Raw genomic sequence first — 26,265 nt, 5'->3', positions numbered from 1 at the left:
TTCTAAGGAACTTTCAAAAACATGAGTGACAACACCTACGCCGCAGCCGGCGTCAATATCGAAGAGGGCGACCGCGCGGTTAGCCTGTTTGCCCCACACGCCAAGCGCGCCACCCGCCCAGAGGTCATGGGCGGCCTCGGCGGCTTTGCGGGGCTATTCAAACTGGGCGACTACAAGGAACCCATCCTCGCCGCCGGCTCCGATGGCGTGGGCACAAAGCTCGCCGTGGCGCAGGCCATGGATAAGCACGACACTATCGGCATCGATCTGGTGGCCATGTGCGTCGATGACCTAGTCGTCTGCGGCGCCGAGCCGCTATTCCTGCAGGATTACATCGCCGTGGGCAAGGTCGTGCCGGAAAAGGTAGCCGAGGTAGTCAAGGGCATTGCCGAGGGCTGCGTGCAGGCAGGTGCTGCGCTGCTTGGCGGAGAGACCGCCGAACACCCAGGCATGATGGGGGAGAATGAATACGATGTCTCCGCCACCGCCGTCGGCGTGGTTGAGGCTGATGGCGTGCTGGGCCCAGACAATGTGCGTGAGGGCGATGTGCTCATCGCCATGGGCTCGTCCGGGCTGCACTCCAATGGCTATTCGCTCGCGCGCCACGTCCTGCTGGAGCAGGCGGGTATGCCGTTGGATGGTTATGTGGAAGAGCTCGGCCGCCCGCTAGGCGAGGAGCTTTTGGAACCCACCCGCATCTACGCCAAAGAGTGCCTGGCGCTGGCACAGGAATGCTCCGTATCCACCTTCTGTCACGTCACCGGCGGCGGGTTGGCCGGCAACCTGGAGCGCGTTATCCCAGAGGGATTGAGCGCCGAGGTTAACCGCTCCACGTGGAATCCAGGCCAGATCTTCAAGCTCATCTCCTCCATGGGCAAGGTCGAACTGGCGGAGATGGAAAAGACCTTCAACATGGGCGTGGGCATGATTGCCGTGGTTAACCCAGAGGACCGCGACCGCGCTTTGGCCATGCTTACCGCCCGCCACATCGACGCGTGGGAGCTGGGCAGCGTCCGCGAAGCAGACGGCGAAGAACCGCGCGTTATCATGCACGGCGAGCACTCAAACTTCTAGGTACAAGAGGAAGGCCTTAGGTTAAAAACCTAAGGCCTTTTGTGGATTTATCCGGCGAGCGGAAGATTAGCGCTCGTCGTCGTTGTCCTCATCCCATTCGTCGACATACTCGGCGTAGGGATCATCCTCTTCGTAGTCGTGGGAGTCACCCTCCTGCTGAGCAGCGAGTTCCCGCTGAAGGGACTCGATATCCATCTCGGGTGAGTTGTACTTGAGCTGGCGTGCAACTTTGGTCTGCTTTGCCTTAGCGCGTCCGCGTCCCATGTGCATGACCCCCTTGGGCTAGTAGGGCGCTCCAGGGATTCTTGGGCGCCCCATCGGCTTGTCAATTGTGTATCTTCCTGTAAGACACAATAGCGCGTGTGACGAAAAAATTCCGCACCGGCCCCCCGATGAGTGGAAAATCTACCGCCCGCGCAGCCGGTTTACCGCCTCGCGCCCGGCCTTGGGTCCCTCATCTTCGGGGATGGAGGACGCATCGATCGACGCCGCGGTATCGCCGATATCCAATGTGCCTGCATCTAGCGCAGAACGCTTGACTAGACCTAAGGCGATGGGGCCGAAATCGCAGTCATCCACGATGGTGCCGATGCGACCTACCTTACGTCCATTAAATGAAATGTCATCGCCCACATTCGGCCGCTCCGGCGCGGATCCGTCCAAGTGGAGGAGCACCAAGAGGCGGGGAGAGCGGCCCAGGTTCTCCACGCGCGCCACGGTTTCCTGGCCGCGGTAGCAGCCCTTATTCAGGTGCACGTGGGCGGGATCGGCATCGCTGCGGCTAATCCACTGCGGAACCTCGTGCGGGATGGATTTCTTATCCAAATCGGCGGCAAGCTCCGGCTCGCGGGCGCGCACGCGCTCGGCGGTAAAGGCCATGAGCCCGGCAAGCCGCGCGCCCTCGGCCTCCAGGGCGGCCATGGATTCCACCAACTGTTCGCGCGGAAAGCCCAAGTCAACGCGCTTGATTCCCGGCCATTGCACCTCGCGGGAAAAGACCACGGTGGGTGGGGTAGGAATATCGGCCTCACCCAGCAATGTCACGATGGCGATATCGGCTTCCTCGACCGTGACCTCGGACCAGAAGACCATCTTGGTCAAAAAGTCCTGGGCGGATTCGAACTGCGCGGCGGGCAGATCGAGGTAGAAGTCCTCGCCCGCGCGGGTGATATCCATGTGGTGCAAAATGTGACCCTGGATATCTAGGTCGAGGGCGCCGGCGGAGAAGCCGGAGGGGGCATCGTCAAGCTTCTGCGTGAGCAGGTTATTAAGAAATCCCGGCGCATCCGCCCCGCTGACACGCAGCGCGCGGCGCTGCGAGCGGTCGATGGCGATGGTCCCGGTCTCGGCCGCACGCTGTTCCCCGAGGGGATTGCCATAGTGCCAGGCCACACCTTGGGTATCGAGTACAGTCGCGTCCTGGTGCTCGGCGGCACCGGCGCGTTGAAGAAGTGGCGAAGAATAACTCACATCTACCGATGGTAGGGCATAATCGAGTCTATGAAACCCTCCCCGCGAAAAGAGCCGGTCATCTACGTCGTGGAACCCTTTGGTGGGTCGGTGCGCAAGCATTCGCCCTCCCTGCCGCTGGTTTATGCTGATGATGCCGCCGTGACCCGCAGCGATGGCATCTTTGAATCGCTTCTGGTCCGCGGCGGCAAGGCTGCCAACCTCGCCCGCCACGCGCAGCGCTTTCGCGATTCGGCGCGGGCGCTCGATTTACCGGAACCGCCGATGCACAAGTGGGAGGAGGCGACCCGGCTGGCGATCGCGGATTATTGCGGTACCGATGCCGATCATCCCGATGCCAAATGCACCTGGACGTATACCCGCGGCCGGGCTTCGACCGGCGTGCCCACCGCGTGGGTGACGGTGCAGCCGCTTGGCGATGTCCCTCTTCACCAACGCACCACCGGCGTCACCGTCCTGACGAGCCCGCGCCTGTGGCACGTGGCCGAAGAGCTACCGGCCAAGACGCTGAACTACGCCGCGACGATGGCGATGCTGCGCATGGCCAAGGACAAGGGCTACGACGATCTCATCCTGACGGATCCAGATACCGGCGAAATCTTAGAGGGCGCTACCTCTACCGTGGTGGCGGTGCGGGGAAAAAAGCTGCGCACCGCCGCCGGCCGCGGCATTTTGCCCGGTACCACGCAGGCCGCGCTCTTTGATTACGCCCAGGACCGCGGCTATCGCTGCAAGGCCAAGCCGCTGACGGTGGAGTACTTAGAAAAGTCCGATTCGGTGTGGCTGGTCTCGTCCGTGCGCGTGGCGGTGCGGGTGACCAAGCTGAATGAGAAAACGTTAAAAGCCCCGGATAACGAGGAAGAAATCCGGGGGCTTATCGATGCCGCGCTAGGGGCCTAGCCAGTTTTAACCAGCTCTAGCCGGCGATGCGGGTGAGCTCGGCGGACATGTAGGGGCGCATTTCGCCATCGACCATGCGCTCATCTACCCAGCCCAGGTTGTTATTGGGCATGAGGCCGTACATGCGCTTGCCGGGGCCCAGGTTCTTCGGGCCGGTCTCCGTGACCATGGTGGAGGCGGATTCGAGCTGCCAAGCGCGCTCGTTGAAGGGCTCGCCGTAGAAGATTTCCACGATGCCGGTAGAAGAGGTGTAGGTGACCTCGATTTCATCCTTGGCGGAGATGCGCCAGAAACCGGTCTCGCGGGTAGACGGGCCCTGCGGCTTGCCTTCGGTATCGATCTTCCAGGTGCGCGAGCTAAAGGTCAGGTAATTCTCGCCGTCGTGGGCGACGACCAGCTGCTGGCCAAAGGTGTATTCGCTGCCATCGGTGTCGTGGGCCTGGCCCTCGCCCTGCCAGACGCCTACGAGGGGGAGGAGCCCCAGCAGGCCATCGTGTAGCGACGGGCCCTGGCGCAGGTTGGCGGTATCGGCGGGAACAGGGACATCGCCAAGCTCAATGGCGGGGATATTGTGGCTGGCCGCGTCCTTCCACTGCTCGGCGGCTTGGTTGACCGCGTCATTGCCATTGAGCGCGCCGGAGGTGTTTTCCGGGTGGGACGCGGCGGCGGTCTCGACGTTCGGGGTATTGGTGTTCTCGGTATTTTCGCTCATGGGCGTCCAGCCTAGTCGTGCCGGGGCCGCTTTAACTACTAGACTGGTCCGTTGTGCATGCGCTGATGATTTCCAATCCCAATTCGACCTCGCAATCCAACGGGCTCTTTCGCCAAATCGTGCCCGCCCTGCGGGCCGTAGAAGGCATGCACCTATTGGTCAAATTCACCCATTACCCCGGGCATGCAGAAGACATCGTTCGGGGGCTTACCAGGGATGATTATGATGTCATCATTGCCGTGGGCGGCGATGGCACCGTCAATGAGATTGTCAACGGCCTGCTGGGACCGGCCGATGAAGATATCCCCAGCCCGCACGAGGTGCCGGCGCTCGCCGTCATTCCCACCGGATCCGCGAACGTCTTCGTCCGCGCCCTCGGCTTTCCCAATACGCCGGTTGAGGCCACCCACGTTCTGGCCCGCATGCTCGAGCGCGATCTGCGCCGCACCATTTACCTGGGCACTTGGAACGAACGCTGGTTTGCCGTCAACGCCGGCTTTGGCATGGATGCGGACGTCCTCGCACGCGTGGACCGCGCCCGCGAACAAGGCTTTTCCGCCACGCCGCTGCGCTACTTGAACGTGGCCATTCGGGCCTGGCTACGCGCGCGCCGCAACCCGCCGCAGATTACGGTGCACGCGGAATCGCGCTTGGGGCAGACGCTCCATAAGAAGGACTTCCCGCTCCTATTTACCTCTAATACCAACCCCTGGACCTTCTTGGGGCCCTTGCCGGTCGTGACCAACCCGCGCAATTCTTTCGATGAGGGCCTGGCCCTTTTCGGTCTGGAAAAACTCAGCGGTGTGCGTGGGGTCATCGGCCTGCTGCACCTCTTTGGCGCCGATAAGCACGGCTGGCTCAAGCGGCTGGTGAAGGAAAAGACCCTGGGCTTTGATGACGCCAAGCGCGTTGAGCTCGATTGCCACACCCCGCAGCGCTTCCAAGCCGATGGCGAATCCGAGGGGACCTTCCGCCACGTGACGCTGACCTCTGTGGCCGATGCCATCGAGGTCTACGCCCCGCAAGACAGGCGGCAGGTGGCCCAGCGCTCCGTGCAGGAAGTGCTGCGGGACTTTATTCGCCTCCGCTAGGATTCACCCTCTTTCGGTGCGGGGCCTACCTTATTGGCGGTATCGGCCGCCTTCTTTTCGGCCTCTTCCACGGCTCGTTGCTCAGATCCCTCGATTTCCAGCGGGGATAGCTGGGCCATCTGGACCTTGATATTGCGGCGCTGGACCTCAAAGTAAATGGTGCCGCCCTGCAGCCTTACCATGGTGGCCTGCGCCGGCAGCGGGAGCTCGCGTGTATCGAAGTTGAGGGAAAACGCCTCCTTGAGGCGCGGATCATCGGTTCCGTAGACCTCCATGCGGAACTCCGGGCCCACCAGGCGCAGTGTGACCATAGCGGTGGATTTTTCCTTATCGCCGGGCAGGGTGCCGGTAAGCTCCGCCTCGGCAGAAACGCCGCCGGAGGGAGAAATATCATCCGGGTTGGCAATGGAAAGATCGGTAATGCCCAAAAGGCGGCCTAACGCCACGCCGTCGAGGGAAATTCCGCGCGAATACGTGGATACGGGTGCGCCTTCAATATCGCCGCTTACTACCTGCTCAGGGGTGACGGTAATATCGCGCAGCACGGTCGAGGCATTGACCATGCCCAGCTTGGGAACCTCCACATCGAGCGCCTTGACCTGCAGATAAGGAATTTCCTTGGAGCCTGCCGCCAACAGGTACGGGGTGCCGCCGATATACACCTGGGGCGAGTTTTCCAGCCTGGAGTTCTCCTTAACCTCCTGGGCAATCTTGTGCTCAGAATGCATGGCCACGCAGGCATCGGCCACCCATGCGGCAATGACCACGCCCACCACGATGAGGACGTGCACAATGCGCCGGTCGACTTTGACTACACTCACGCCTTCAAATTTAGCCTACGTATTATGGGCACCATGAATATCACCGAAGAAAACCTCCCCGCCTCCCCAGAGCTTGCGGGCACCCTGGAAGAACTAGCAGCGCACGCTGAAAAGACCGACGGCATCGCCCCGCTGTCGGAGCAATTCCTCAATGGCCTGCGCGATGAGCGCCTGCATCACAAGCACTTGGTGGCTTGGCTGGATGGCGAGCCCATTGGCGTATCCAGCCGCGAGGATTCCACCGCGGAGCTTTTTATCGCCCCCGATTATCGCGGCAAGGGCTATGGCACCGCGCTTTACGATGCCACCGCTAACGCCACCACCAACCTCGAGACTTGGGCGCATGGCAACGGCAAGCCCGCTCAGGCCTTGGCTAATTCCCGCGACCTGAAGGTCACCCGCACCCTCGTGGTCATGGGCATCGAGGGCAGTGATCTGGATAGCGCAGCCCACGTAGGCGAGCTTCCGCTACAAGCCGCCAATTACAGCGAGGCGGTGGACAAGTGGGGCAAGGACACCGTGGAAAACGAGTGGCTGCGCGTTAATAACGAGGCCTTTAATTGGCACCCAGAACAAGGCGGCTGGGATTTAGAGCGCCTGCACCGCGGCATGGAGGCCGAGTGGTTCGATCCTAAGGACGTTTTGTTCTTCTGGGACGAAAAAGAGCAGGGGCACCCGACCCTGGCTGGCTTCCACTGGACCAAGTGGCACAAGGAAGAAGATCCCGGCTTTGGTGAGGTCTACGTGGTGGGCCTTGCAGAGGCGTACCGCGGCCAAAAATTGGGCGGTCCATTGCTACAGATTGGCCTGCGCCGCATGGTAGAAAAGGGAGCTCAGCGGGTTATTTTGTACGTGGAAGCGGATAATGAACCGGCGCTGAAGGCCTACAAACGGCTGGGCTTTTCCGTTGATGAAGAGCACGTTGTCTGGGGCTAGTGCGATTAAGGTCATGTCAACTTCTTGGCATGTTCATTAAGTGTTTACCTCACGTCACCCTGCTGGTTAATTCCGCCGGTTAGCTTTACTGATTGTGAGAAAGCCGCGCCTGCGCACCTGCACCCCGCTGCCGAAAAGCGGACGTGGGATGTGGGTTCCCCTTTGATGGGGATGCGGTTTCCTCGGACAATCAATCTCTGATCTGCACCGGAAAGGGTTTTCCCGTGATTCGCAACTTCAAGCGCTCTGCCGCTATCTTCGGCCTCGTGGCCGCTACCTCTACCGCTCTCGTAGCGTGCTCTGAGGACACCTCCTCTTCCTCTGACTCCTCGGGATCCTCCGAGGGCAGCGGCGTCGCTGGCGAGCTTGTTGGTGAGGGCGCATCCTCCCAGCAGAACGCAATGTCCTACTTCGGCACCGTCTTCGCAGAGGACAACCCAGACGCAAACCTGTCCTACACCGCTTCCGGCTCCGGTAAGGGTGTTGAGGCATTCCTGAACGGCCAGGCAGACTTCGCTGGTTCTGACTCCCCGCTGAAGGAAGACGACGGCCAGATTGAGGCTGCCAAGGAGCGTTGCGACGGCAACGACGCATGGCACCTGCCTTCCACCATCGGCCCAGTTGCCATCGCTTATAACTTGGGCGACCAGGAGATCAACCTCTCCACCGATACCATTGCCAAGATATTCAAGGGCGAGATCAAGAAGTGGAATGACGAGGCCATTGCCGCTGATAACGAGGGCGCAGACCTGCCGGACACCGACATCCACGTCATCTTCCGTTCTGACGAGTCCGGTACCTCCGATAACTTCCAGAAGTTCCTGACCGCTTCCACCGGTAACTGGGACGGCGAAGGCAAGCAGTTCCCTGACTCCGTTGGTGAGGGCGCAAACGGCTCCTCCGGCGTTGCTGACCAGGTTGCAAACATCGAGGGTGCCATCACCTACGTTGAGGCCGGCTTCGCTGACCAGAAGGAAGCTGACGGCGTCAAGAAGGCCAAGATTGACTTTGGCAACGGCCCGGTTGAGCTGAATGACGACACCGTCAACAAGGCGCTGGAGAACCTGGAGTTTAAGGACACCGCTTCCGAGAACGACATGGTCGTTGACTCCAAGGCCCTCTTCGCTTCCGATGCAGAGGGTGCATACCCGCTCATCCTGACCACCTACAACATCGTCTGCTCCGCTGGCTACGATGACGAGACCGCTGAACTGGTCAAGACCTTCTTCAACGACGTTCTGGACCACCAGGATGACCAGTTGGCAGAGCAGGGCTTCATCCCAGTTAAGGGTGACCACCTTGACCGCCTGAAGAGCGCCGTTGACGCACTGCAGTAAGGCGTAAACTGCGCTTTACCTCGCGAAATAACGCTCCGCCCGCCCCCACTGCCGCCCTCGAGACGCGCTTTGGGGGCGCAGGCATGTAACGCATGACCCTTTGTTCCACTTTAAATAAGGATTAGTACGTCTCATGGCAGACAATAATCTCACCAAGGCATCGACCTCGGAGACCCTTCCCGTCTCTGGCGTTGAACAGCCTCATACCCGTGGCGATAACGAGAATGACTTGGCTACCTCCAGCTCCGGTAGCTCCGTCAAGCGCCCCGGTGACCGCATTTTCGAATTCCTCTCCACGGCCTCTGCCACGCTGATTACCGTGATGATCGCGGCGATTGCTGCCTTCCTCATCTGGCGCGCCGTGCCGGCGCTCAGCGTGAACGAGAATGGCCTGCTGGGCTTTTTCACCCACGGTGAGCGGTGGGAGACCACCGATACCTCCGCGATGAAGTTCGGTATCCCGACCATGTTCGGCACCACCGTCCTCATCTCGGTCTTCGCCCTGATCTTGGCCATGCCAGTGGCGCTTGCGATTGCCATCTTCTTGTCCAACTACGCCCCGGCACGCCTGGTTAAGCCGCTGGGTTTCTTGGTGGACATGCTGGCCGCCGTGCCGTCCATCGTCTACGGCCTGTGGGGTTGGCAGGTCCTCGGCCCGGCCCTGTCCAGCTTCTATACCTGGCTGGAATCCTGGGCCGGCGGGTTCTTCCTGTTTACCCATTACGATAATTCGCCCGCTTTTGCTACCGGCCGCAACCTCTTTACCGGTGGCATCGTGCTCGCTGTGATGATTTTGCCCATTATCGCCGCCACCGCCCGCGAGGTCTTCGTGCAAACCCCTCCCGGCCAGATCGAGTCCGCTCTGGCGCTGGGCGCAACGCGCTGGGAAGTCATCCGCATGACCGTCCTGCCCTTCGGCATGTCCGGCTACGTTGCCGGCTCCATGCTGGGCTTGGGCCGCGCTTTGGGTGAGACTATGGCGCTGTACATGGTGGTCTCGCCGCTGGTGGACTTCCGCTTCTCGCTTTTCGATGGCGGCACTACCTTCGCCACGGCCATCGCCCTCGCCGCTGCCGAGTTCGGTAACGAGACGCGCGCCGGTGCGTATATCGCTGCCGGTTTGATGCTGTTCTTGCTGACGTTCGTGGTCAACGCCATTGCCCGCGCCATCGTGAAGAGCAAGTAAGGAAGGACAACAATGACTACTACGACAAATAACAAGCCGGCCTCCGCTGGTGGGGCAACCTTCCTGGAAATCTCCGGTTCCCGCAAGGCGGCCAATAGCATTGCCACCGTCGTTGTATGGGCCGCTATGGCCTTGGCGATGGTCCCTTTGATCTGGGTCCTCTGGGAGCTAATCTCGCGCGGTAGCGGCGTGGTTTTCTCCGCTGACTGGTGGACGCTGTCCCAGCGCGGCGTGATGAATAGCGCCGAAGGCGGCGGTGCCGCCCACGCCATCGTCGGTACCTTCGTGCAAACCGCACTGGCCTCCATCCTGTCCATCCCGATCGGCATCTTTACCGCCATCTACCTGGTGGAATACTCCAAGGGTGGTTGGCTCGGCCGCACCACCACCTTCATGGTGGACATCCTGTCGGGCGTGCCCTCCATCGTGGCGGCGCTGTTCATCTTCGCCATGTGGATTACGCTCTTTGGCTTTGGCCGCTCCGGCTTTGCCGTCGCCCTGTCCTTGGTCCTGTTGATGATTCCCATCGTGGTGCGCAATACCGAAGAGATGCTGCGCGTGGTTCCCATGGACCTGCGCGAGGCTTCCTATGCGCTCGGCGTGCCCAAGTGGAAAACCATCGCACGCATCGTGCTGCCAACCGCCCTGTCCGGCATTGTGACCGGCATCATGCTGGCCATTGCCCGCGTGATGGGTGAATCCTCCCCAGTGCTGGTCTTGGTTGGTTCCTCCTCGGTCATCAACTGGGACGCGTTTAAGGGCTCGCAGTCTTCGCTGCCGCTGATGATGCTTGATATGTACAAGGCCGGCGCGCAGCCTGCCGTGCTGGATAAGCTGTGGGGCGCAGCGCTGACGCTGGTTATCCTCATCGCCATCCTCAATATTGCGGCGCGAGTAATTTCCGCGAAGTTCTCGGTCAAGAAATAGCCGCACACGATTCCGCCACTTTTACACCCCTTAAGAGGAGAAACCTCCACAATGTCTAAGCTCGAGCTCAATGACGTCGATATTTTCTACGGCGATTTCCACGCCGTGCAGAACGTAAATATGCAGATCCCGGCGCAGGCCGTGACCGCCTTCATCGGCCCCTCCGGCTGCGGTAAGTCCACCGTACTGCGCACCTTGAACCGGATGCACGAGGTCATCCCTGGCGCATCCGTCAAGGGCGAGATCCTGCTCGATGGCACTAATATTTATGGCCCCAAGGTGGACCCGGTATCCGTGCGCAATACCATCGGCATGGTCTTCCAGAAGGCCAACCCATTTCCCACCATGTCCATCGAGGACAACGTGGTTGCCGGCCTGAAGCTGTCTGGTGAGAAGAATAAGAAGAAGCTCAAGGAAGTTGCCGAACAGTCCCTGCGCGGCGCTAACCTTTGGGACGAGGTCAAGGACCGCCTGGATAAGCCAGGCGGCGGCCTGTCCGGTGGTCAGCAGCAGCGCCTGTGCATCGCCCGCGCGATTGCCGTGGAGCCAGAAGTTCTGCTGATGGACGAGCCCTGCTCCGCACTGGACCCGATTTCCACCCTGGCCGTGGAGGATCTCATCCACGAGCTGAAGGAAAACTTCACCATCGTCATCGTGACCCACAACATGCAGCAGGCCGCCCGCGTGTCCGATAAGACCGGCTTCTTCTCCTTGGAAGCTACCGGTAAGCCGGGCCACCTGGTGGAATTCGATGAAACCACCCGCATCTTTGAGAACCCTTCCCAGAAGGAGACCGAGGATTACATCTCCGGTCGCTTCGGCTAATACGTAGCCCCCTGATTGTCCGACAAGGGCGGTACCTCCAGCGCAGGGAGGTACCGCCCTTGTGGCAGTTTTAGGTCTATGGTCCTAGCGGCGGAATTGGCGTTCCAGTTCGCTCATGCGGGCCTCGAACTCGGCGTCCTTTTGATCCTCTTGGAGTTTTCTTTCAAACTCTTCCGGCAATAGGCCGGTGGCGAAGTAAATGATGCGCCCAGCCACGGAAACGCAGTGATCGGCGTAGCGCTCGTAGTAGCGGGTAATCTGCGCTGTCTCTACGGCCTGGCGCACCGTCCCTTCCCATTCGCGCTGGGTGAGGATGCGCAGCAGGTGGTGGTTAATATCGTCCACGGCATCATCATCGGAACGCAGGTTAACGGAGAGCTCGGCATCCGGGGTGACCAAAATATCGTGCACCACCGAACCCATTTCCTGGGTCAGGCGGAACATTTCTTCCATGAACCCGAGGTATTCAGCGGGCACGACGGCCTCTGGGTGGCGGCGGCGCGCGGCATCGGCAATGTGCTGGGCTAGCTGTCCCATGCGGAAGAGGTCTTCGACGATGTAAATGGAAGATACCACCTGGCGCAGATCCTGGGCCATGGGATTTTCCAACGCCAGGAGCTTTACCGCGCGTTCGGAGCAGCGCGAGCGAATCTCATCGAGTTCTTCGGTGAGGCTAAGCGCTTCCTCCGCGGGTTCCAGGGCGCGATCGAGCAGCGCCTGGGAGGCCTTATCCATGATGGTGCGGACGGTATCGCACATGACGATGAGGTCGTGCGAGAAGTTGTCCAGATGCTCACGGTAGGCAGTACGCATGCAGGAAATGATAGCTCACAAACCGCGCAAATGCTTGCTGAGTCACACCTGTGCGATTTTAGCCGCCAGAGTTATAAATATCGGCGCCGACCGGAACGAATTCATCCTCGGGGTCATCAAGCCAGCCATCGGGAAGCGCGACCTTGGAGGGCGAGCCCTGGCGCCCGCGCGCACCATCGGCATCGGCAGCCAAAGCATCAGAATCCGCCCAGGGTGCCAGCAATTCGCGCAGGCTCTCTAAGGAATCCACCTTGGCTAGGCCGGCGCGCACCTGTCCGCCGACGGGGAAGCCGCGCAGGTACCAGCCAATGTGCTTGCGGATGTCCCTGGACGCGTGATCCTCGCCCTCGTGTTGCGCGAGCAGCTCCGCGTGGCGGTGGATTACCTGGGTGACCTCGCCCAAGGTGGGCTCGGCGGGGATGGACTCGCCGCGCAAGGCGGCACTCAACTCCGCGAAAAGCCATGGGCGGCCTAGGCAACCGCGGCCTACTTGCACGCCATCGCAGCCCGTGGCTTCCATCATGCGGCGGGCGTCATCGGCGCGGAAAATGTCGCCATTGCCCAGCACCGGAACGCCGGTATCCGCCAGGTGCTCCTTGAGCCGGGCGATCTCATCCCACCGAGCATCGCCGGAGTAGCGCTGCGCGGCCGTGCGCCCGTGCAAGGTCACGGCGGCGGCGCCGGAATCTACGGCGATGCGCCCGGCATCGAGGTGAGTGTGGTGCTCGTCATCGATGCCCACGCGCATTTTCACCGTGACGGGGATATTCGTGCCCTCGGTGGCCTTGACGGCGGCAGAGACGATATTGCCAAACAGGCGGCGCTTATAGGGCAGGGCAGAGCCGCCGCCACGCCTGGTCACCTTGGGGACGGGGCAACCGAAATTCATGTCGATATGATCGGCCAAGTTCTCATCCACGATGATCTTGGCGGCCTTATAGGTGTATTCCGGGTCCACCGTATAAATCTGCAGGGAACGCGGATCCTCATCCGGGGCAAAGGTGGTCATGTGCATGGTTTTCTCGTTGCGCTCCACCAAGGCGCGCGCGGTGACCATCTCGCAGACATACAAGCCTGACACCGTCCCGGTGCGGGCCAGCTCCTGCTCCCGGCACAACGTGCGGAAGGCGACGTTGGTTACCCCCGCCATGGGGGCGAGGATGACGGGGGAGGAGAGGTCATAGTTTCCAATGCGCAAATTCACGCCCTAATTGTGCTCGTTAACGGCGGAATTTAGCAACTAACAGCAAGGTGGTGGTTACCGAGGAGTCCCATGATTGGGGTGAAGATCACACAATGATGGTGGCAAAAACGTTAATTTTCGCTACTGTGGTCTGTGTAACTAAATTGGGTTGGCCGTAACCCCGGTCTACTCGCAGATAAAGGAGGATGACAGTTGTCCGATAGAATCGCATACGCCCCGTTTGAGAAGCTCGTAGTTTCTGCAGAGGAGGCTGCGAAGCACGTCAACAATGGTGACCGCGTAGGCATCTCCGGCTTCACCGGCGCCGGTTACCCTAAGGGTCTGCCTACCGCCATTGCAGATAAGGTGAAGGCGCTGCATGACAAGGGCGAAGAGTTCAAGATTGACCTCTTCTCCGGTGCTTCTACCGCCCCGGACTGCGACGGTGTTTTGGCAGAGGCGGAAGCCATTAACTTCCGCTCCCCGTACAACTCTGACCCACTGCTGCGTAAGCAGTTCAACGATGGCACCGCGCTCTACCAGGACATTCACCTGTCCCACCTGGGCCAGCAGGTAGAAGAGGGCTTCTACGGTGACTTCCAGGTAGCCATCATCGAGGCCGTACGCATTACCGAGGAAGGCCATATCGTGCCCTCCTCCGCAGTGGGCAATAACCTCGAGTTCGTCGAGGCTGCAGACAAGATCATCATCGAGATCAACGAGTGGCAGTCCGAGAACCTCGAGGGCATGCACGACATCTACCGCATCGACAAGCTGCCTAACCGCCAGCCCATCCCGATTAACAAGCCGGGCGACCGCATCGGTACCACCTACATGGAGATCCCAGAGGAGAAGGTCGTTGCAGTTGTTAAGACCAACTCCCCAGACCGCAACGCTCCATTCCGCGAGCCGGACGAGACCTCTGAGAAGATCGCCGCTAACTTCATCGAGTTCCTGGAGGGCGAGGTAGCCGCAGGCCGCCTTGAGTACGACAAGTTCATCATGCAGTCCGGCGTGGGTAACGTGCCGAACGCCGTGATGGCAGGCCTGTTGGACTCCAAGTTCGAAAACATCCAGGCATACACCGAGGTCATCCAGGACGGCATGCTGGACCTTATCGATGCCGGCAAGATGACCGTGGCTTCTGCAACCTCCTTCGCATTGTCGCCAGAGTACGCGGAAAAGATGAACGCGGAGGCAGACCGCTACCGCAACCACATCATCCTGCGCCCGCAGCAGATTTCCAACCACCCTGAGGTCATCCGCCGCGTCGGCCTGATTTCTTCCAACGGCATGATCGAGGGAGATATCTACGGCAACATCAACTCCACCAACGTGTCCGGTTCCCGCATCATGAACGGCACCGGTGGCTCTGGTGACTTCACCCGTAACGCGTACATCTCCACCTTCGTGTCCCCGTCCATCGCGAAGGATGGCGCCATCTCCGCTCTGGTTCCGTTTGTATCCCACACGGACCACACCGAGCACGACACCATGGTCATCATCACCGAATACGGTGTGGCTGACCTGCGTGGCCTGGCTCCAAAGCAGCGCGTAGAGAAGATTATCGCCGTGGCTCACCCGGACTACCGTCCGCTGTTGGAGGAGTACTACGAGCGTGCGAAGGAAAACAAGTTCCAGCACACCCCGCACGACCTGAAGTCCGCCTTCGACTTCCAGGTTAACTTCATGGAAAAGGGTGACATGCGCGGTTAATCTCCACCGCCATGGCAAAGGAGGGCCTCCCGGTTGGGAAGCCCTCCTTTTGCTGTGTGTGGATACTCTCAGGCGAGGGGTGAATTAGGAGATCTAAAAGTCAACACGCTAATATAGAGTGACGTTGGGCCTTTAGCTCAGTTGGTAGAGCTACGGACTTTTAATCCGCAGGTCGTGGGTTCGATCCCCACAGGGCCCACATCAGGAGCCGCCTTCGGGCGGCTCCTTTTCTAGTTTTTCACGAGCTTCTTAATGGCGTGCATAGCCTCCGCTAGCTTCTCCTTAGCCACCTCGCCGTCCTCGGCCGCCGCACCGGCCACGCAGTGCTCTATATGGTCCTCTAAGAGCGCCAGAGAGACGTTCTCTAGTGCGGAGGTCACCGCGGAGATTTGGGTGATGATATCGATGCAGTACTGGTCCTCATCGACCATGCGGTGAATCCCGCGCGCCTGGCCTTCGATGCGTTTCAGGCGCGCCAGATAACGCGCTTTGCTCTTGCTATCGGCGTTGTATCCGTGTACATCCGGCTCGTGGCAGGAACAAGTTTTCTGCTGCTCAGACATGGTAAAAACTCCTTCTGGGGGAGCGATTTTGTTTCTTGGTGATGTCTCCAGTATATTTCTAGAAGTCGCCAAGAAGCGACTGGCCCCCATCGTCTAGCGGCCTAGGACACTGCCCTTTCACGGCAGCGGCACGGGTTCGAATCCCGTTGGGGGTACCAACACTTTCGTGTTGGTTCTAAATAATTTCTCATTTGGCCTTGTGGCGCAGTTGGTTAGCGCGCCGCCCTGTCACGGCGGAGGTCGCGGGTTCAAGTCCCGTCAAGGTCGCATTCTGAACAGTACACGCTTCGGCGGGTGCTGTTCTTTTTTGGTTTTAGGCCGCTGTGTGGTGGTGTCACCTTGATGCAGGGGCATCGGCAAGCGCGGGAAAACCGCCTTTGTAGTGCTGATTTGTGTTGTTTCGAGGCGTCTGTGTAAAGTAACTACCCGTGCCCAAGGGGCACACAAAACTGAAAATGGCCTTGTGGCGCAGTTGGTTAGCGCGCCGCCCTGTCACGGCGGAGGTCGCGGGTTCAAGTCCCGTCAAGGTCGCGGAAACCTTCGGGTTTCTGGCCAGATAGCTCAGTCGGTAGAGCACACGCCTGAAAAGTGTGGGGTCGCCAGTTCGATCCTGGCTCTGGCCACAACTATGGTCCCTTCTTATTATCAAGGAGGGGCCATTTTTGGTTTAATGGGGGACATGGAAAAAGCAATTTCTCATCAGTCCGATTTGTCCCGTTTCGTGCTCACCGTTGATGGTGTGGAGGCAGGAATCTGCGAGTACGTAGATTCCGGTGATACCCGCGAATTTAATCACACGGTCATCGGGGATGACTTCCGCGGCCAGGGCTTGTCCTCGCCGTTGATTAAGGCGGCCCTCGATGAAACCCGGGAGGCCGGCATGAAGGTCATCGCCACCTGTTCCGCAGTGGCGCACTTTATGGACAAGAACTCCGAATACCAGGATCTGCTGCGCGGTTAAGCACAGCAAAAAGCGGCCCACATAAGCCTGTAGGCCGCTTTAGTCTATTTAGATGTAGTAGTCCGGATCCACGAGTTTGACCCGCTCATGCCTATTTGAAGGCCGGTTTTGGGCGGGGATGCCCACGGCGATGTGGTCGGCCGGGACGTCTTTCGTCACCACGGCATTGGCGCCGATGGCGGAACCAGCCCCGATGGTGATGGGGCCTAAGACCTTGGCGCCTGCGCCGATGGTGACGTTATCTTCCACCGTGGGGTGGCGCTTGGTCTGGGTGAGCACCTGACCGCCGAGCGTCACGCCGTGGTAGAGCATGACGCCATTGCCAATTTCCGCGGTTTCGCCGATGACAATGCCCATCCCGTGGTCGATAAAGAAGCGGCGCCCGATGGTGGCGCCTGGGTGGATCTCGATGCCGGTAAAAAAGCGGTTAATTTGGGCCAGGATGCGCGCAGGGCCCCGCAGGCCGCGCTTCCATAGCCAGTGGGAGACGCGGTGAGACCAGATGGCGTGCAGGCCGGAATAGACGATCGCATTTTCAACGTCGCCGCGGGCGGCAGGGTCGTGGTCGCGGGCATTGGCTAAATCTTCGCGGATATATTTAATAATGCTCATGGGGACTATAGTACTGGTCACAAAAAGGCACCCGCCAAGCTTGACGGGTGCCTTTTATTCACGGACTAGGTGGCGGGGCTAATTATGCCTCGCGGATGTCCTCAAAAAGAACGGTGGAAACGTAGCGCTCACCAAAGTCCGGCAGGACAACGACGATGGTCTTGCCCTCGAACTCGGGGCGCTCGGCCAGCTTCAGTGCGGCGGAGAGGTTTGCGCCGGCGGAAATACCAACCAGCAGGCCTTCCTCGGTGGCAAGAGCGCGGGAAAGCTTGATGGACTCCTCGAGGGAAGCGGTCAGAACCTCATCCAGCTGCTCGCGGTTGAGCACGTCCGGCACGAAGTTGGCGCCCAGGCCCTGGATCTTGTGCGGGCCGGCCTGGCCTTCAGACAGGACAGGGGAGTCAGCCGGCTCAACGGCTGCGAGGTAGACGTCTGGGTTCTTGGACTTCAGGTAGCGGCCTGCACCGGTGATGGTGCCGCCGGTGCCGACGCCAGCGACGAAGGCATCGACATTGCCCTCGGCGTCTTCCCAGATCTCCGGGCCGGTGGTGGCCTCGTGGATCTTGGGGTTGGCCTCGTTAGCGAACTGGGAAGCCAGGATGGCGTTGCCGCGCTCGGCGACGACCTCGTTGGCCTTGTCAACCGCACCCTGCATGCCGGCAGCGCCCGGGGTCAGGATGATTTCTGCACCGTATGCGCGCAGCAGCACCTTGCGCTCGTTGGACATGGTCTCTGGCATGGTGAGGACGACGTCGTAGCCCAAGGTTGCGCCGGCCAGTGCCAGGGCAATGCCGGTGTTACCGGAGGTAGCCTCAACGATGGTGCCGCCCGGCTTCAGGTCGCCGGACTCCTCGGCGGCCTTGATGATGGCCAGACCGATGCGGTCCTTCACGGAGTTACCTGGGTTAAAGGACTCTACCTTGGCCAGCACGGTGGCGCCCTTGCCCTCTGCTAGGCGGTTGATGCGGATGAGCGGGGTACCGCCGATGGTCTCCAGGACATTGTTATAAATAGCCATTTATTAAGACTCCTTTGGGAATCAGATTCGCGGTCAAATCAGGTACAAGCGTAAGGATACACTATTTAAGTAGACAGAGTGGTATATTTATTGCAGACAGCCTATTCGGGCATGGAATGTGGGATTCACCGCTGGGGAAACAAAGAGGCGATTTCGAATTACCCCCACTTGCTGTCTATAATTCCACGTAGTTACCCGCTGGTCCCCAAGTTTTCGGGGATATCGGGTGCACCTGCTTGGTTACCCCCGACGAGGAAAGAGTCTCATGGAGTCGCATCGCCTCAAAGATGATGAAGAATCCGTACGCGCGGCACTGTCGTCCCTCAAAACCGCCACCGGAATCCCGGTGACGATGTACGCGACATTATTGGCGGATAACCGCCTGCAAATTACCCAGTGGGTGGGCCTGCGTACGCCGGCGCTGCAGAATCTGCTTATCGATGCCGGCGTGGGCGTCGGCGGGCGCGTGATTACCACCCGCCGCGCGGTGGGCGTATCGGACTACACGCGGGCTACCACCATTTCCCACGAGAACGACAGCGTCATTCAAGACGAAGGCCTGCACTCGATCGTGGCCGTGCCCGTTACTGTGCAGCGTGAAATCCGCGGAGTGCTCTACGTTGGCGTGCACTCCCCGGTGCGCTTGGGAGATAAGGTCATCGAGGAAGTAACGATGACGGCCCGGACCCTGGAGCAAGACCTTGCGGTCAATTCCGCGATGCGCCGCGCCGATGGCGGAAAGGGAGGCGCTTCCCGCGGTCACGCCATGAACGGTGCGGAATGGGAACAGGTTCGTTCCACCCACTCCAAGCTGCGCATGCTAGCCAACCGCGTCGAGGACGAGGAATTGCGCAAGGAACTTGAGGCACTCTGCGATCAGATGGTTTCTCCCGTGCGCGTGAAGCAATCGACCAAGCTGTCCGCCCGCGAGCTCGATGTCCTTTCCTGCGTGGCGCTCGGCCACACCAACGTCGAAGCGGCAGAGGAAATGGGAATTGGCGCCGAAACCGTGAAATCCTACTTGCGCTCCGTGATGCGCAAGTTGGGGGCGCATACTCGCTACGAAGCCGTCAATGCAGCCCGCCGGATCGGCGCGTTGCCCTGATTACCGGTAGCGTAGAAACCTGTGAAAGATCAGTTTATTGTTTCCGGCGGTGCCCGCCTTGCAGGCACCGTCAAGGTAGATGGCGCGAAAAACAGCGTCCTTAAGCTCATGGCCGCCGCATTGCTGGCGGAGGGGACGACGACGCTGACCAATTGCCCAGAGATTCTGGACGTACCTTTGATGAAGAAGGTGCTCGAAGGCTTGGGCTGCGAGGTGACAATCGATGGCAGTACCGTTCGCATCACCACCCCCGCGAAGCCGCAATCGAACGCGGACTTTGATGCGGTCCGCCAATTCAGGGCATCGGTATGCGTCCTAGGCCCACTGACCTCGCGCTGCGGGCATGCCAAGGTAGCGCTGCCCGGCGGTGACGCCATTGGCTCCCGCCCGCTCGATATGCACCAGACCGGCTTGGAAAAGCTCGGCGCTACCACGCGCATTGAACACGGCGCCGTGGTGGCTGAGGCCTCCGAGCTTCGTGGCTCCACCATCCGCCTGGACTTTCCTTCCGTTGGTGCGACGGAAAACATCTTGACCGCCGCAGTCTTGGCCGAAGGCACCACCGTTCTCCACAATGCCGCCCGCGAGCCGGAGATCGTGGACCTGTGCGAGATGTTGAAATCCATGGGTGCCAATATCGAGGGCGAGGGCACCTCCGAGGTCACCATCCACGGAGTCGAGCGGCTCAATCCCACGGAGCACGAGGTCATCGGTGACCGCATCGTGGCCGGCACTTGGGCTTACGCCGCCGCCATGACGCAAGGCGATATCACCGTCGGCGGCATTGCCCCGCGCCACCTGCACCTTCCCCTGGAAAAGCTGAAGTCCGCCGGTGCGGATATTGAAACCTATGAAAACGGCTTCCGCTTGCGCATGGAAAAGCGCCCCACCGCGGTGGATTACCAGACGTTGCCTTTCCCAGGCTTTCCGACGGACCTCCAACCCATGGCCATCGGCATTTCCGCCATCGCCGAAGGAACCACCGTGATCACGGAGAACGTCTTTGAATCCCGGTTCCGCTTCGTTGACGAGATGCTGCGCCTGGGTGCCGATGCCCAAGTAGATGGCCACCACGTGGTGGTGCGCGGTAAGGAGCATCTTTCTTCTACGCACGTGTGGAGCTCCGATATTCGCGCCGGAGCCGGCCTGGTCCTCTCCGCGCTGTGCGCAGACGAAGCCACGACCGTTCACGATGTCTTCCATATTGACCGCGGCTATCCCCACTTTGTGGAGAACCTTTCGCGGCTTGGAGCCACCATCGAAAGGACGCAGGAAGAAGAACTCTTCTAAATTAACCTCTCCCCAGTACGCATTTTTACGGTGTGTGCTGGGGATTTGTGTGTTTTTCGGGGTTGGGTGTAACTTTATCGAAGTCGCCGAGAGGTAGCCGGTTGGTTACTTTTGAGTGACTTTTTGTACTGACTTGGCTCGAGGATTTGACTTGGTTCAGGTTGTTGGGTAAGTTGGTACGAGCCGCCGCTGAGAGGTTAACGTTTGGTTAACTTTCTTGTGGTGTGTGGATGTTGTTTGAGAACTCAATAGTGTGCCAATGTACTTATTTTTTATTTTTGTGTGCATGGTTGTGTGTTGATTGGTCTGTTGGCTGGCAAGCGTTGTGTGCTTGTTGGTTGGTGTGTGCCGGTAAGGTGTTGGAATACGCATCTTTTTGAATACTGTTTAGTGTTTCGGCTGCATTGATGGATTGGTTGGCATGTGATTGTGTTCAACTTTTTGTCTCCCTTTTTGTGCCCCGTCGGGTTGGGGAGGCAGTGATTTTTTCTTTGTAGTAATTTTTGGACGCCAGCATGGGCCTGCTTTTGTGGGTTTGTGGTGGTTTGTTCTTTTGGTTAGGTTTGGGCTTTTCACGGCCTTTTCAGGATTTTGTTGTTCTGAAATTCTTTTTGTGGAGAGTTTGATCCTGGCTCAGGACGAACGCTGGCGGCGTGCTTAACACATGCAAGTCGAACGGAAAGGCCCTGCTTGCAGGGTACTCGAGTGGCGAACGGGTGAGTAACACGTGGGTGATCTGCCCTGCACTTCGGGATAAGCTTGGGAAACTGGGTCTAATACCGGATAGGAGCCATCTTTAGTGTGGTGGTTGGAAAGTTTTTTCGGTGTAGGATGAGCTCGCGGCCTATCAGCTTGTTGGTGGGGTAATGGCCTACCAAGGCGGCGACGGGTAGCCGGCCTGAGAGGGTGTACGGCCACATTGGGACTGAGATACGGCCCAGACTCCTACGGGAGGCAGCAGTGGGGAATATTGCACAATGGGCGCAAGCCTGATGCAGCGACGCCGCGTGGGGGATGAAGGCCTTCGGGTTGTAAACTCCTTTCGCTAGGGACGAAGCTTTTTGTGACGGTACCTAGATAAGAAGCACCGGCTAACTACGTGCCAGCAGCCGCGGTAATACGTAGGGTGCGAGCGTTGTCCGGAATTACTGGGCGTAAAGGGCTCGTAGGTGGTTTGTCGCGTCGTCTGTGAAATTCTGGGGCTTAACTCCGGGCGTGCAGGCGATACGGGCATAACTTGAGTGCTGTAGGGGTAACTGGAATTCCTGGTGTAGCGGTGAAATGCGCAGATATCAGGAGGAACACCGATGGCGAAGGCAGGTTACTGGGCAGTTACTGACGCTGAGGAGCGAAAGCATGGGTAGCGAACAGGATTAGATACCCTGGTAGTCCATGCCGTAAACGGTGGGCGCTAGGTGTGAGGGTCTTTCTACGACTTTCGTGCCGTAGCTAACGCATTAAGCGCCCCGCCTGGGGAGTACGGCCGCAAGGCTAAAACTCAAAGGAATTGACGGGGGCCCGCACAAGCGGCGGAGCATGTGGATTAATTCGATGCAACGCGAAGAACCTTACCTGGGCTTGACATACATCAGATCGCTGCAGAGATGTAGTTTCCCTTTGTGGTTGGTGTACAGGTGGTGCATGGTTGTCGTCAGCTCGTGTCGTGAGATGTTGGGTTAAGTCCCGCAACGAGCGCAACCCTTGTCTTATGTTGCCAGCATTTGGTTGGGGACTCATGAGAGACTGCCGGGGTTAACTCGGAGGAAGGTGGGGATGACGTCAAATCATCATGCCCCTTATGTCCAGGGCTTCACACATGCTACAATGGTCGGTACAACGCGCTGCGACACTGTGAGGTGGAGCGAATCGCTGAAAGCCGGCCTTAGTTCGGATTGGGGTCTGCAACTCGACCCCATGAAGTCGGAGTCGCTAGTAATCGCAGATCAGCAATGCTGCGGTGAATACGTTCCCGGGCCTTGTACACACCGCCCGTCACGTCATGAAAGTTGGTAACACCCGAAGCCGGTGGCCTAAACGTGTTAGGGAGCCGTCGAAGGTGGGATCGGCGATTGGGACGAAGTCGTAACAAGGTACCCGTACCGGAAGGTGCGGGTGGATCACCTCCTTTCTAAGGAGCTTTTATTTTGGCTGCAGTTGCAGCCATGACCCACAGTTGTGGGTTGCCCACTGTTGTTTGATGGTGGGTTGGTGGTTGAGTAGGCGAGTGTTCTGCTGCCACCGATGTTTGGAAATTCCGGGTAGGACATACACCTTAATCAGCAGGTCTAAGTGTTGAGACAGTGCTTTGTGACATGCGTAAAAGTGTCCATGTATACGAAAATGAGTGTTGATTGTACGTTGGTGCATTGTTGGGTGTCTGGGGCATTATCCCCTTTTGTGTGTGCCTGACTGGTTGATGAGCGTCGTCTGTTGTGGTGGTGTTTGTTGCTGGTTGGGGTGTTGTGTGAGAACTGTATAGTGGACGCGAGCATCTCACATGATGCCACTTGTTTTTGTGCTTGTGGTGTCTTGTGTGTGATGTGATTTTTCTTTTTGTTTATTTTGTCAAGTTCACTTGTTGCCACTGCATACGGATTGTGTGACCTTTGTGTTGTGTGGTTTGTGTGTGGTGGTTGGTGTGTTCGTTATTTAGGGCACATGGTGGATGCCTTGGCATGCTGAGCCGATGAAGGACGTGTAAGGCTGCGTTAAGCCTCGGGGAGTTGTCAATAAAGCGTTGATCCGAGGATGTCCGAATGGGGAAACCTGGCCCTGGTTATGTGGGGTTACCCTTCAGTGAATTCATAGCTGTTGTGGGGGTTACGCGGGGAAGTGAAACATCTCAGTACCCGTAGGAGGAGAAAATAATAATGATTCTGCTAGTAGTGGCGAACGAACGTGGATGAGGCTAAACCGTGTGCATGTGATACCTGGTAGGGGTTGTGTGTGCGGTGTTGTGGGGCCTAGCTTTGTGTCATCTACCAGTGGCACGCCCTGTGCATTGTTGTTAGGTGAAGTGGTTTGGAATGATCTACCGGAGTAGGTGAGAGTCCTGTAGCTGAAGATGATGATGTGGGGGTTGTTGGGTTCCCGAGTAGCAACGGGCTCGTGGAATCTGTTGTGAATCTGCCGGGACCACCCGGTAAGCCTAAATACTCAGTGTGACCGATAGTGGATAGTACCGTGAGGGAATGGTGAAAAGTACCCCGGGAGGGGAGTGAAATAGTTCCTGAAACCATGTGCTTACAATCCGTCAGAGCACCTGTTTGTGTGTGATGGCGTGCCTTTTGAAGAATGAGCCTGCGAGTCAGCGGCATGTCGCGAGGTTAACCCGTGTGGGGTAGCCGTAGGGAAACCGAATCCTAATGGGGTGATAAGTGGCATGTCCTGGACCCGAAGCGGGGTGATCTACCCATGGCCAGTGTGAAGCAGCTGTAAGAGGTTGTGGAGGCGCGAACCCACGTAGGTTGAAAACTGCGGGGATGAGCTGTGGGTAGGGGTGAAAGGCCAATCAAACTCCGTGATAGCTGGTTCTCCCCGAAATGCATTTAGGTGCAGCGTCGCATTTAGCTTGGTGGAGGTAGAGCGACTGGTTGGTTGAGCGGGACTACAATCTTAGCAATGTCAGCCAAACTCCGAATGCCATCAATTGTGTTGTGCGGCAGTGAGACTGTGGGGGATAAGCTTCATAGTCGAGAGGGAAACAGCCCAGATCGCCGGTTAAGGCCCCTAAGGGTGTACTAAGTGGAAAAGGATGTGGGATCGCGAAGACAGCCAGGAGGTTGGCTTAGAAGCAGCCATCCTTGAAAGAGTGCGTAATAGCTCACTGGTCGAGTGGTTCTGCGCCGACAATGTAGTGGGGCTCAAGTACACCGCCGAAGCCGCGGCAAGCAACATACGTTGTTTGGGTAGGGGAGCGTCGTGCATGGGTGGAAGCGTTACCGTGAGGAGGCGTGGACTGTGTGCGAGTGAGAATGCAGGCATGAGTAACGAATTGTAAGGTGAGAATCCTTACCGCCGGATGACTAAGGGTTCCTGGGTCAAGTTCGTCTTCCCAGGGTGAGTCGGGACCTAAGGCGAGGCCGACAGGCGTAGTCGATGGATAACCAGTTGATATTCTGGTACCCGTACATGTGCGCCCATGATAAAGCACGGATACTAACCACTGCGGATACGCTACCTGTTCACTTTTTTGAGTGTTGGTGGTGTTGATGTCGTGGGGCCTGATGTGTGGTTCAAGTGATGGGGTGACGCAGTGAGGTAGCCGCGCCACTTATTGGATTGGTGGTGTAAGCGTGTAGGCCGTGTGGTAGGTAAATCCGCCGCACTTTGTGGTTGAGGCGTGATGCGTAGACCCTAAAAGGGTTGATGGTGGTGATCCTGTACTGTCGAGAAAAGCCTCTAGCGAGTGTGTGTATGGCCCGTACCCTAAACCGACACAGGTGGTCAGGTTGAAGATACTAAGGCGTTCGGGTGAACTGTGGTTAAGGAATTCGGCAAAATGCCCCCGTAACTTCGGGAGAAGGGGGGCCCTGTGACGTGAAGACCTGTGCGGTTGGAGTGTTGTGGGGTCGCAGAGAATAGAGGGAAGCGACTGTTTATCAAAAACACAGGTCCATGCGAAGACGTTAAGTTGATGTATATGGACTGACGCCTGCCCGGTGCTGGAAGGTTAAGAGGACCGGTTAGTAACCTTTGTGGTTGCGAAGCTGAGAATTTAAGCCCCAGTAAACGGCGGTGGTAACTATAACCATCCTAAGGTAGCGAAATTCCTTGTCGGGTAAGTTCCGACCTGCACGAATGGCGTAACGACTTCTCTGCTGTCTCGACCACAGGCCCGGTGAAATTGCATTACGAGTAAAGATGCTCGTTACGCGCGGCAGGACGAAAAGACCCCGGGACCTTCACTATAGCTTGGTATTGGTGTTTGGTTCGGTTTGTGTAGGATAGGTGGGAGACGTTGAGGCTATCACGCTAGTGGTGGTGGAGTCGTTGTTGAAATACCACTCTGATCGGATTGAGCATCTAACCTTGGCCCATGATCTGGGTTGGGGACAGTGCCTGGTGGGTAGTTTAACTGGGGCGGTTGCCTCCCAAAATGTAACGGAGGCGCCCAAAGGTTCCCTCAGCCTGGTTGGCAATCAGGTGGTGAGTGTAAGTGCACAAGGGAGCTTGACTGTGAGACAGACATGTCGAGCAGGGACGAAAGTCGGGACTAGTGATCCGGCACCTACTTGTGGATGTGGTGTCGCTCAACGGATAAAAGGTACCCCGGGGATAACAGGCTGATCTTCCCCAAGAGTCCATATCGACGGGATGGTTTGGCACCTCGATGTCGGCTCGTCGCATCCTGGGGCTGGAGTAGGTCCCAAGGGTTGGGCTGTTCGCCCATTAAAGCGGCACGCGAGCTGGGTTCAGAACGTCGTGAGACAGTTCGGTCTCTATCCGCCGCGCGCGTTGAAACTTGAAGAAGGCTGTCCCTAGTACGAGAGGACCGGGACGGACGTACCTCTAGTGTGCCAGTTATCCCGCCAGGGGTATCGCTGGTTGGCTACGTACGGAAGGGATAACCGCTGAAAGCATCTAAGCGGGAAGCCTGTTTTAAGATGAGGTTTCTTTTGAGGTCCCCTAAAGACTATGGGGTAGATAGGCCAGACTTGGAAGCACTGTAAGGTGTGAAGGCTACTGGTACTAATTGACCAAAACAAACACACCACAACAACCC

At 58.5% G+C, this 26,265-nt stretch carries 21 protein-coding genes, 5 tRNA genes and 2 rRNA genes; 19 read left to right on the top strand and 9 right to left on the bottom strand.

What is annotated here, in order from left to right; all coding sequences use genetic code 11:
- Window positions 1-21 precede the first annotated feature (21 nt).
- Window positions 22-1,074 (top strand): phosphoribosylformylglycinamidine cyclo-ligase, encoded by a 1,053-nt coding sequence (gene purM, locus HMPREF1261_RS00140; RefSeq protein ID WP_005284632.1) that lies wholly within the window; start codon window positions 22-24, stop codon window positions 1,072-1,074.
- Between the two features lie 66 nt (window positions 1,075-1,140).
- Here purM and HMPREF1261_RS00135 read toward each other — a convergent pair whose 3' ends face one another.
- Window positions 1,141-1,338, bottom strand: coding sequence for a DUF3073 domain-containing protein (locus HMPREF1261_RS00135; RefSeq protein ID WP_023023830.1), 198 nt, complete (start codon window positions 1,336-1,338; stop codon window positions 1,141-1,143).
- 141 nt (window positions 1,339-1,479) lie between these two features.
- A complete protein-coding gene (locus HMPREF1261_RS00130; protein WP_023029521.1) occupies window positions 1,480-2,544 on the bottom strand; it encodes a folate-binding protein YgfZ in 1,065 nt (354 codons plus the stop codon).
- A gap of 30 nt (window positions 2,545-2,574) precedes the next feature.
- Between HMPREF1261_RS00130 and HMPREF1261_RS00125 the strand changes: the two genes are divergently transcribed.
- A complete protein-coding gene (locus HMPREF1261_RS00125) occupies window positions 2,575-3,444 on the top strand; it encodes an aminodeoxychorismate lyase (RefSeq protein WP_023029520.1) in 870 nt (289 codons plus the stop codon).
- 16 nt (window positions 3,445-3,460) lie between these two features.
- Here the strand turns inward: HMPREF1261_RS00125 and HMPREF1261_RS00120 are convergent, their stop codons facing one another.
- A complete protein-coding gene (locus tag HMPREF1261_RS00120) occupies window positions 3,461-4,156 on the bottom strand; it encodes an FABP family protein (protein ID WP_023017914.1) in 696 nt (231 codons plus the stop codon).
- Window positions 4,157-4,209: 53 nt separating this feature from the next.
- On the opposite strand from HMPREF1261_RS00120, the gene HMPREF1261_RS00115 reads away from it, so the two are divergent.
- Window positions 4,210-5,247, top strand: a complete 1,038-nt coding sequence (locus tag HMPREF1261_RS00115) for a diacylglycerol kinase family protein (protein WP_156907256.1) — start codon at window positions 4,210-4,212, stop codon at window positions 5,245-5,247.
- Here the strand turns inward: HMPREF1261_RS00115 and HMPREF1261_RS00110 are convergent.
- Window positions 5,244-6,068 carry a DUF2993 domain-containing protein gene (locus HMPREF1261_RS00110; protein ID WP_023017912.1) on the bottom strand — a complete coding sequence of 275 codons (825 nt, stop codon included), beginning with the start codon at window positions 6,066-6,068 and terminating at the stop codon, window positions 5,244-5,246. The two genes, HMPREF1261_RS00115 and HMPREF1261_RS00110, sit on opposite strands and share 4 nt — an antisense overlap.
- Before the next feature lie 33 nt (window positions 6,069-6,101).
- Here HMPREF1261_RS00110 and mshD point away from each other — a divergent pair, with 33 nt between their 5' ends.
- The 5 genes from mshD (at window position 6,102) to pstB (ending at window position 11,279) form a co-directional block, all read left to right on the top strand.
- A complete protein-coding gene (mshD, locus tag HMPREF1261_RS00105) occupies window positions 6,102-7,004 on the top strand; it encodes a mycothiol synthase (protein WP_034657942.1) in 903 nt (300 codons plus the stop codon).
- A 224-nt stretch (window positions 7,005-7,228) separates the two neighbouring features.
- Complete coding sequence (gene pstS, locus HMPREF1261_RS00100; protein ID WP_023029517.1) at window positions 7,229-8,341, top strand: phosphate ABC transporter substrate-binding protein PstS; 1,113 nt, start codon at window positions 7,229-7,231, stop codon at window positions 8,339-8,341.
- Between the two features lie 133 nt (window positions 8,342-8,474).
- Window positions 8,475-9,527, top strand: coding sequence for a phosphate ABC transporter permease subunit PstC (gene pstC, locus HMPREF1261_RS00095; RefSeq protein ID WP_023029516.1), 1,053 nt, complete (start codon window positions 8,475-8,477; stop codon window positions 9,525-9,527).
- Window positions 9,528-9,539: 12 nt separating this feature from the next.
- The gene (pstA, locus tag HMPREF1261_RS00090) at window positions 9,540-10,454 is read left to right on the top strand and encodes a phosphate ABC transporter permease PstA (RefSeq protein ID WP_023029515.1); all 915 of its coding nucleotides are present in this window, start codon (window positions 9,540-9,542) and stop codon (window positions 10,452-10,454) included.
- Between the two features lie 51 nt (window positions 10,455-10,505).
- A complete protein-coding gene (gene pstB / locus HMPREF1261_RS00085; RefSeq protein WP_005279626.1) occupies window positions 10,506-11,279 on the top strand; it encodes a phosphate ABC transporter ATP-binding protein PstB in 774 nt (257 codons plus the stop codon).
- 84 nt (window positions 11,280-11,363) lie between these two features.
- On the opposite strand, the gene phoU is transcribed toward pstB, so the two are convergent.
- The gene (phoU, locus tag HMPREF1261_RS00080; RefSeq protein WP_005279628.1) at window positions 11,364-12,092 is read right to left on the bottom strand and encodes a phosphate signaling complex protein PhoU; all 729 of its coding nucleotides are present in this window, start codon (window positions 12,090-12,092) and stop codon (window positions 11,364-11,366) included.
- A gap of 58 nt (window positions 12,093-12,150) precedes the next feature.
- Window positions 12,151-13,296 carry a tRNA dihydrouridine synthase DusB gene (gene dusB / locus HMPREF1261_RS00075; protein WP_023029514.1) on the bottom strand — a complete coding sequence of 382 codons (1,146 nt, stop codon included), beginning with the start codon at window positions 13,294-13,296 and terminating at the stop codon, window positions 12,151-12,153.
- A 192-nt stretch (window positions 13,297-13,488) separates the two neighbouring features.
- Between dusB and HMPREF1261_RS00070 the strand changes: the two genes are divergently transcribed.
- Together HMPREF1261_RS00070 and HMPREF1261_RS00065 are read left to right on the top strand one after the other, a co-directional pair.
- A complete protein-coding gene (locus tag HMPREF1261_RS00070; RefSeq protein WP_023029513.1) occupies window positions 13,489-14,991 on the top strand; it encodes an acetyl-CoA hydrolase/transferase family protein in 1,503 nt (500 codons plus the stop codon).
- 126 nt (window positions 14,992-15,117) lie between these two features.
- Window positions 15,118-15,190: transfer RNA gene (locus HMPREF1261_RS00065), tRNA-Lys, on the top strand.
- 31 nt (window positions 15,191-15,221) lie between these two features.
- Here HMPREF1261_RS00065 and HMPREF1261_RS00060 read toward each other — a convergent pair.
- Window positions 15,222-15,554 carry a metal-sensitive transcriptional regulator gene (locus HMPREF1261_RS00060; RefSeq protein ID WP_005279633.1) on the bottom strand — a complete coding sequence of 111 codons (333 nt, stop codon included), beginning with the start codon at window positions 15,552-15,554 and terminating at the stop codon, window positions 15,222-15,224.
- 82 nt (window positions 15,555-15,636) lie between these two features.
- Here HMPREF1261_RS00060 and HMPREF1261_RS00055 point away from each other — a divergent pair.
- From HMPREF1261_RS00055 to HMPREF1261_RS00035, 5 genes are all read left to right on the top strand, one after another.
- Window positions 15,637-15,712, top strand: a tRNA-Glu gene (locus HMPREF1261_RS00055).
- Window positions 15,713-15,747: 35 nt separating this feature from the next.
- Window positions 15,748-15,821: transfer RNA gene (locus HMPREF1261_RS00050), tRNA-Asp, on the top strand.
- Between the two features lie 190 nt (window positions 15,822-16,011).
- Window positions 16,012-16,085 (top strand) — tRNA-Asp (locus HMPREF1261_RS00045).
- A gap of 19 nt (window positions 16,086-16,104) precedes the next feature.
- A tRNA-Phe gene (locus HMPREF1261_RS00040) sits at window positions 16,105-16,177 on the top strand.
- A 56-nt stretch (window positions 16,178-16,233) separates the two neighbouring features.
- A complete protein-coding gene (locus HMPREF1261_RS00035) occupies window positions 16,234-16,515 on the top strand; it encodes a GNAT family N-acetyltransferase (protein ID WP_167530828.1) in 282 nt (93 codons plus the stop codon).
- A 48-nt stretch (window positions 16,516-16,563) separates the two neighbouring features.
- On the opposite strand, the gene epsC is transcribed toward HMPREF1261_RS00035, so the two are convergent.
- Complete coding sequence (gene epsC, locus HMPREF1261_RS00030; RefSeq protein ID WP_005284613.1) at window positions 16,564-17,127, bottom strand: serine O-acetyltransferase EpsC; 564 nt, start codon at window positions 17,125-17,127, stop codon at window positions 16,564-16,566.
- 82 nt (window positions 17,128-17,209) lie between these two features.
- Window positions 17,210-18,145 carry a cysteine synthase A gene (gene cysK, locus HMPREF1261_RS00025; RefSeq protein ID WP_005284610.1) on the bottom strand — a complete coding sequence of 312 codons (936 nt, stop codon included), beginning with the start codon at window positions 18,143-18,145 and terminating at the stop codon, window positions 17,210-17,212.
- 265 nt (window positions 18,146-18,410) lie between these two features.
- Between cysK and ramA the strand changes: the two genes are divergently transcribed.
- The 4 genes from ramA (at window position 18,411) to HMPREF1261_RS00005 (ending at window position 26,254) form a co-directional block, all read left to right on the top strand.
- Window positions 18,411-19,250: an acetate metabolism transcriptional regulator RamA gene (gene ramA / locus HMPREF1261_RS00020; RefSeq protein WP_005279642.1), complete on the top strand. Its 840-nt coding sequence runs from the start codon at window positions 18,411-18,413 to the stop codon at window positions 19,248-19,250.
- Window positions 19,251-19,271: 21 nt separating this feature from the next.
- Complete coding sequence (gene murA, locus HMPREF1261_RS00015; RefSeq protein WP_023029512.1) at window positions 19,272-20,540, top strand: UDP-N-acetylglucosamine 1-carboxyvinyltransferase; 1,269 nt, start codon at window positions 19,272-19,274, stop codon at window positions 20,538-20,540.
- Between the two features lie 610 nt (window positions 20,541-21,150).
- Window positions 21,151-22,668 (top strand): 16S ribosomal RNA (locus tag HMPREF1261_RS00010).
- Window positions 22,669-23,178: 510 nt separating this feature from the next.
- A 23S ribosomal RNA gene (locus HMPREF1261_RS00005) occupies window positions 23,179-26,254 on the top strand.
- Together the 16S and 23S rRNA genes form the textbook arrangement of a ribosomal RNA operon.
- Window positions 26,255-26,265 lie beyond the last annotated feature (11 nt).

This window comes from Corynebacterium sp. KPL1818 (genome assembly GCF_000478135.1).
GTDB lineage: Bacteria > Actinomycetota > Actinomycetes > Mycobacteriales > Mycobacteriaceae > Corynebacterium > Corynebacterium accolens.
This window is presented reverse-complemented; position numbering and strand designations above follow the sequence as displayed.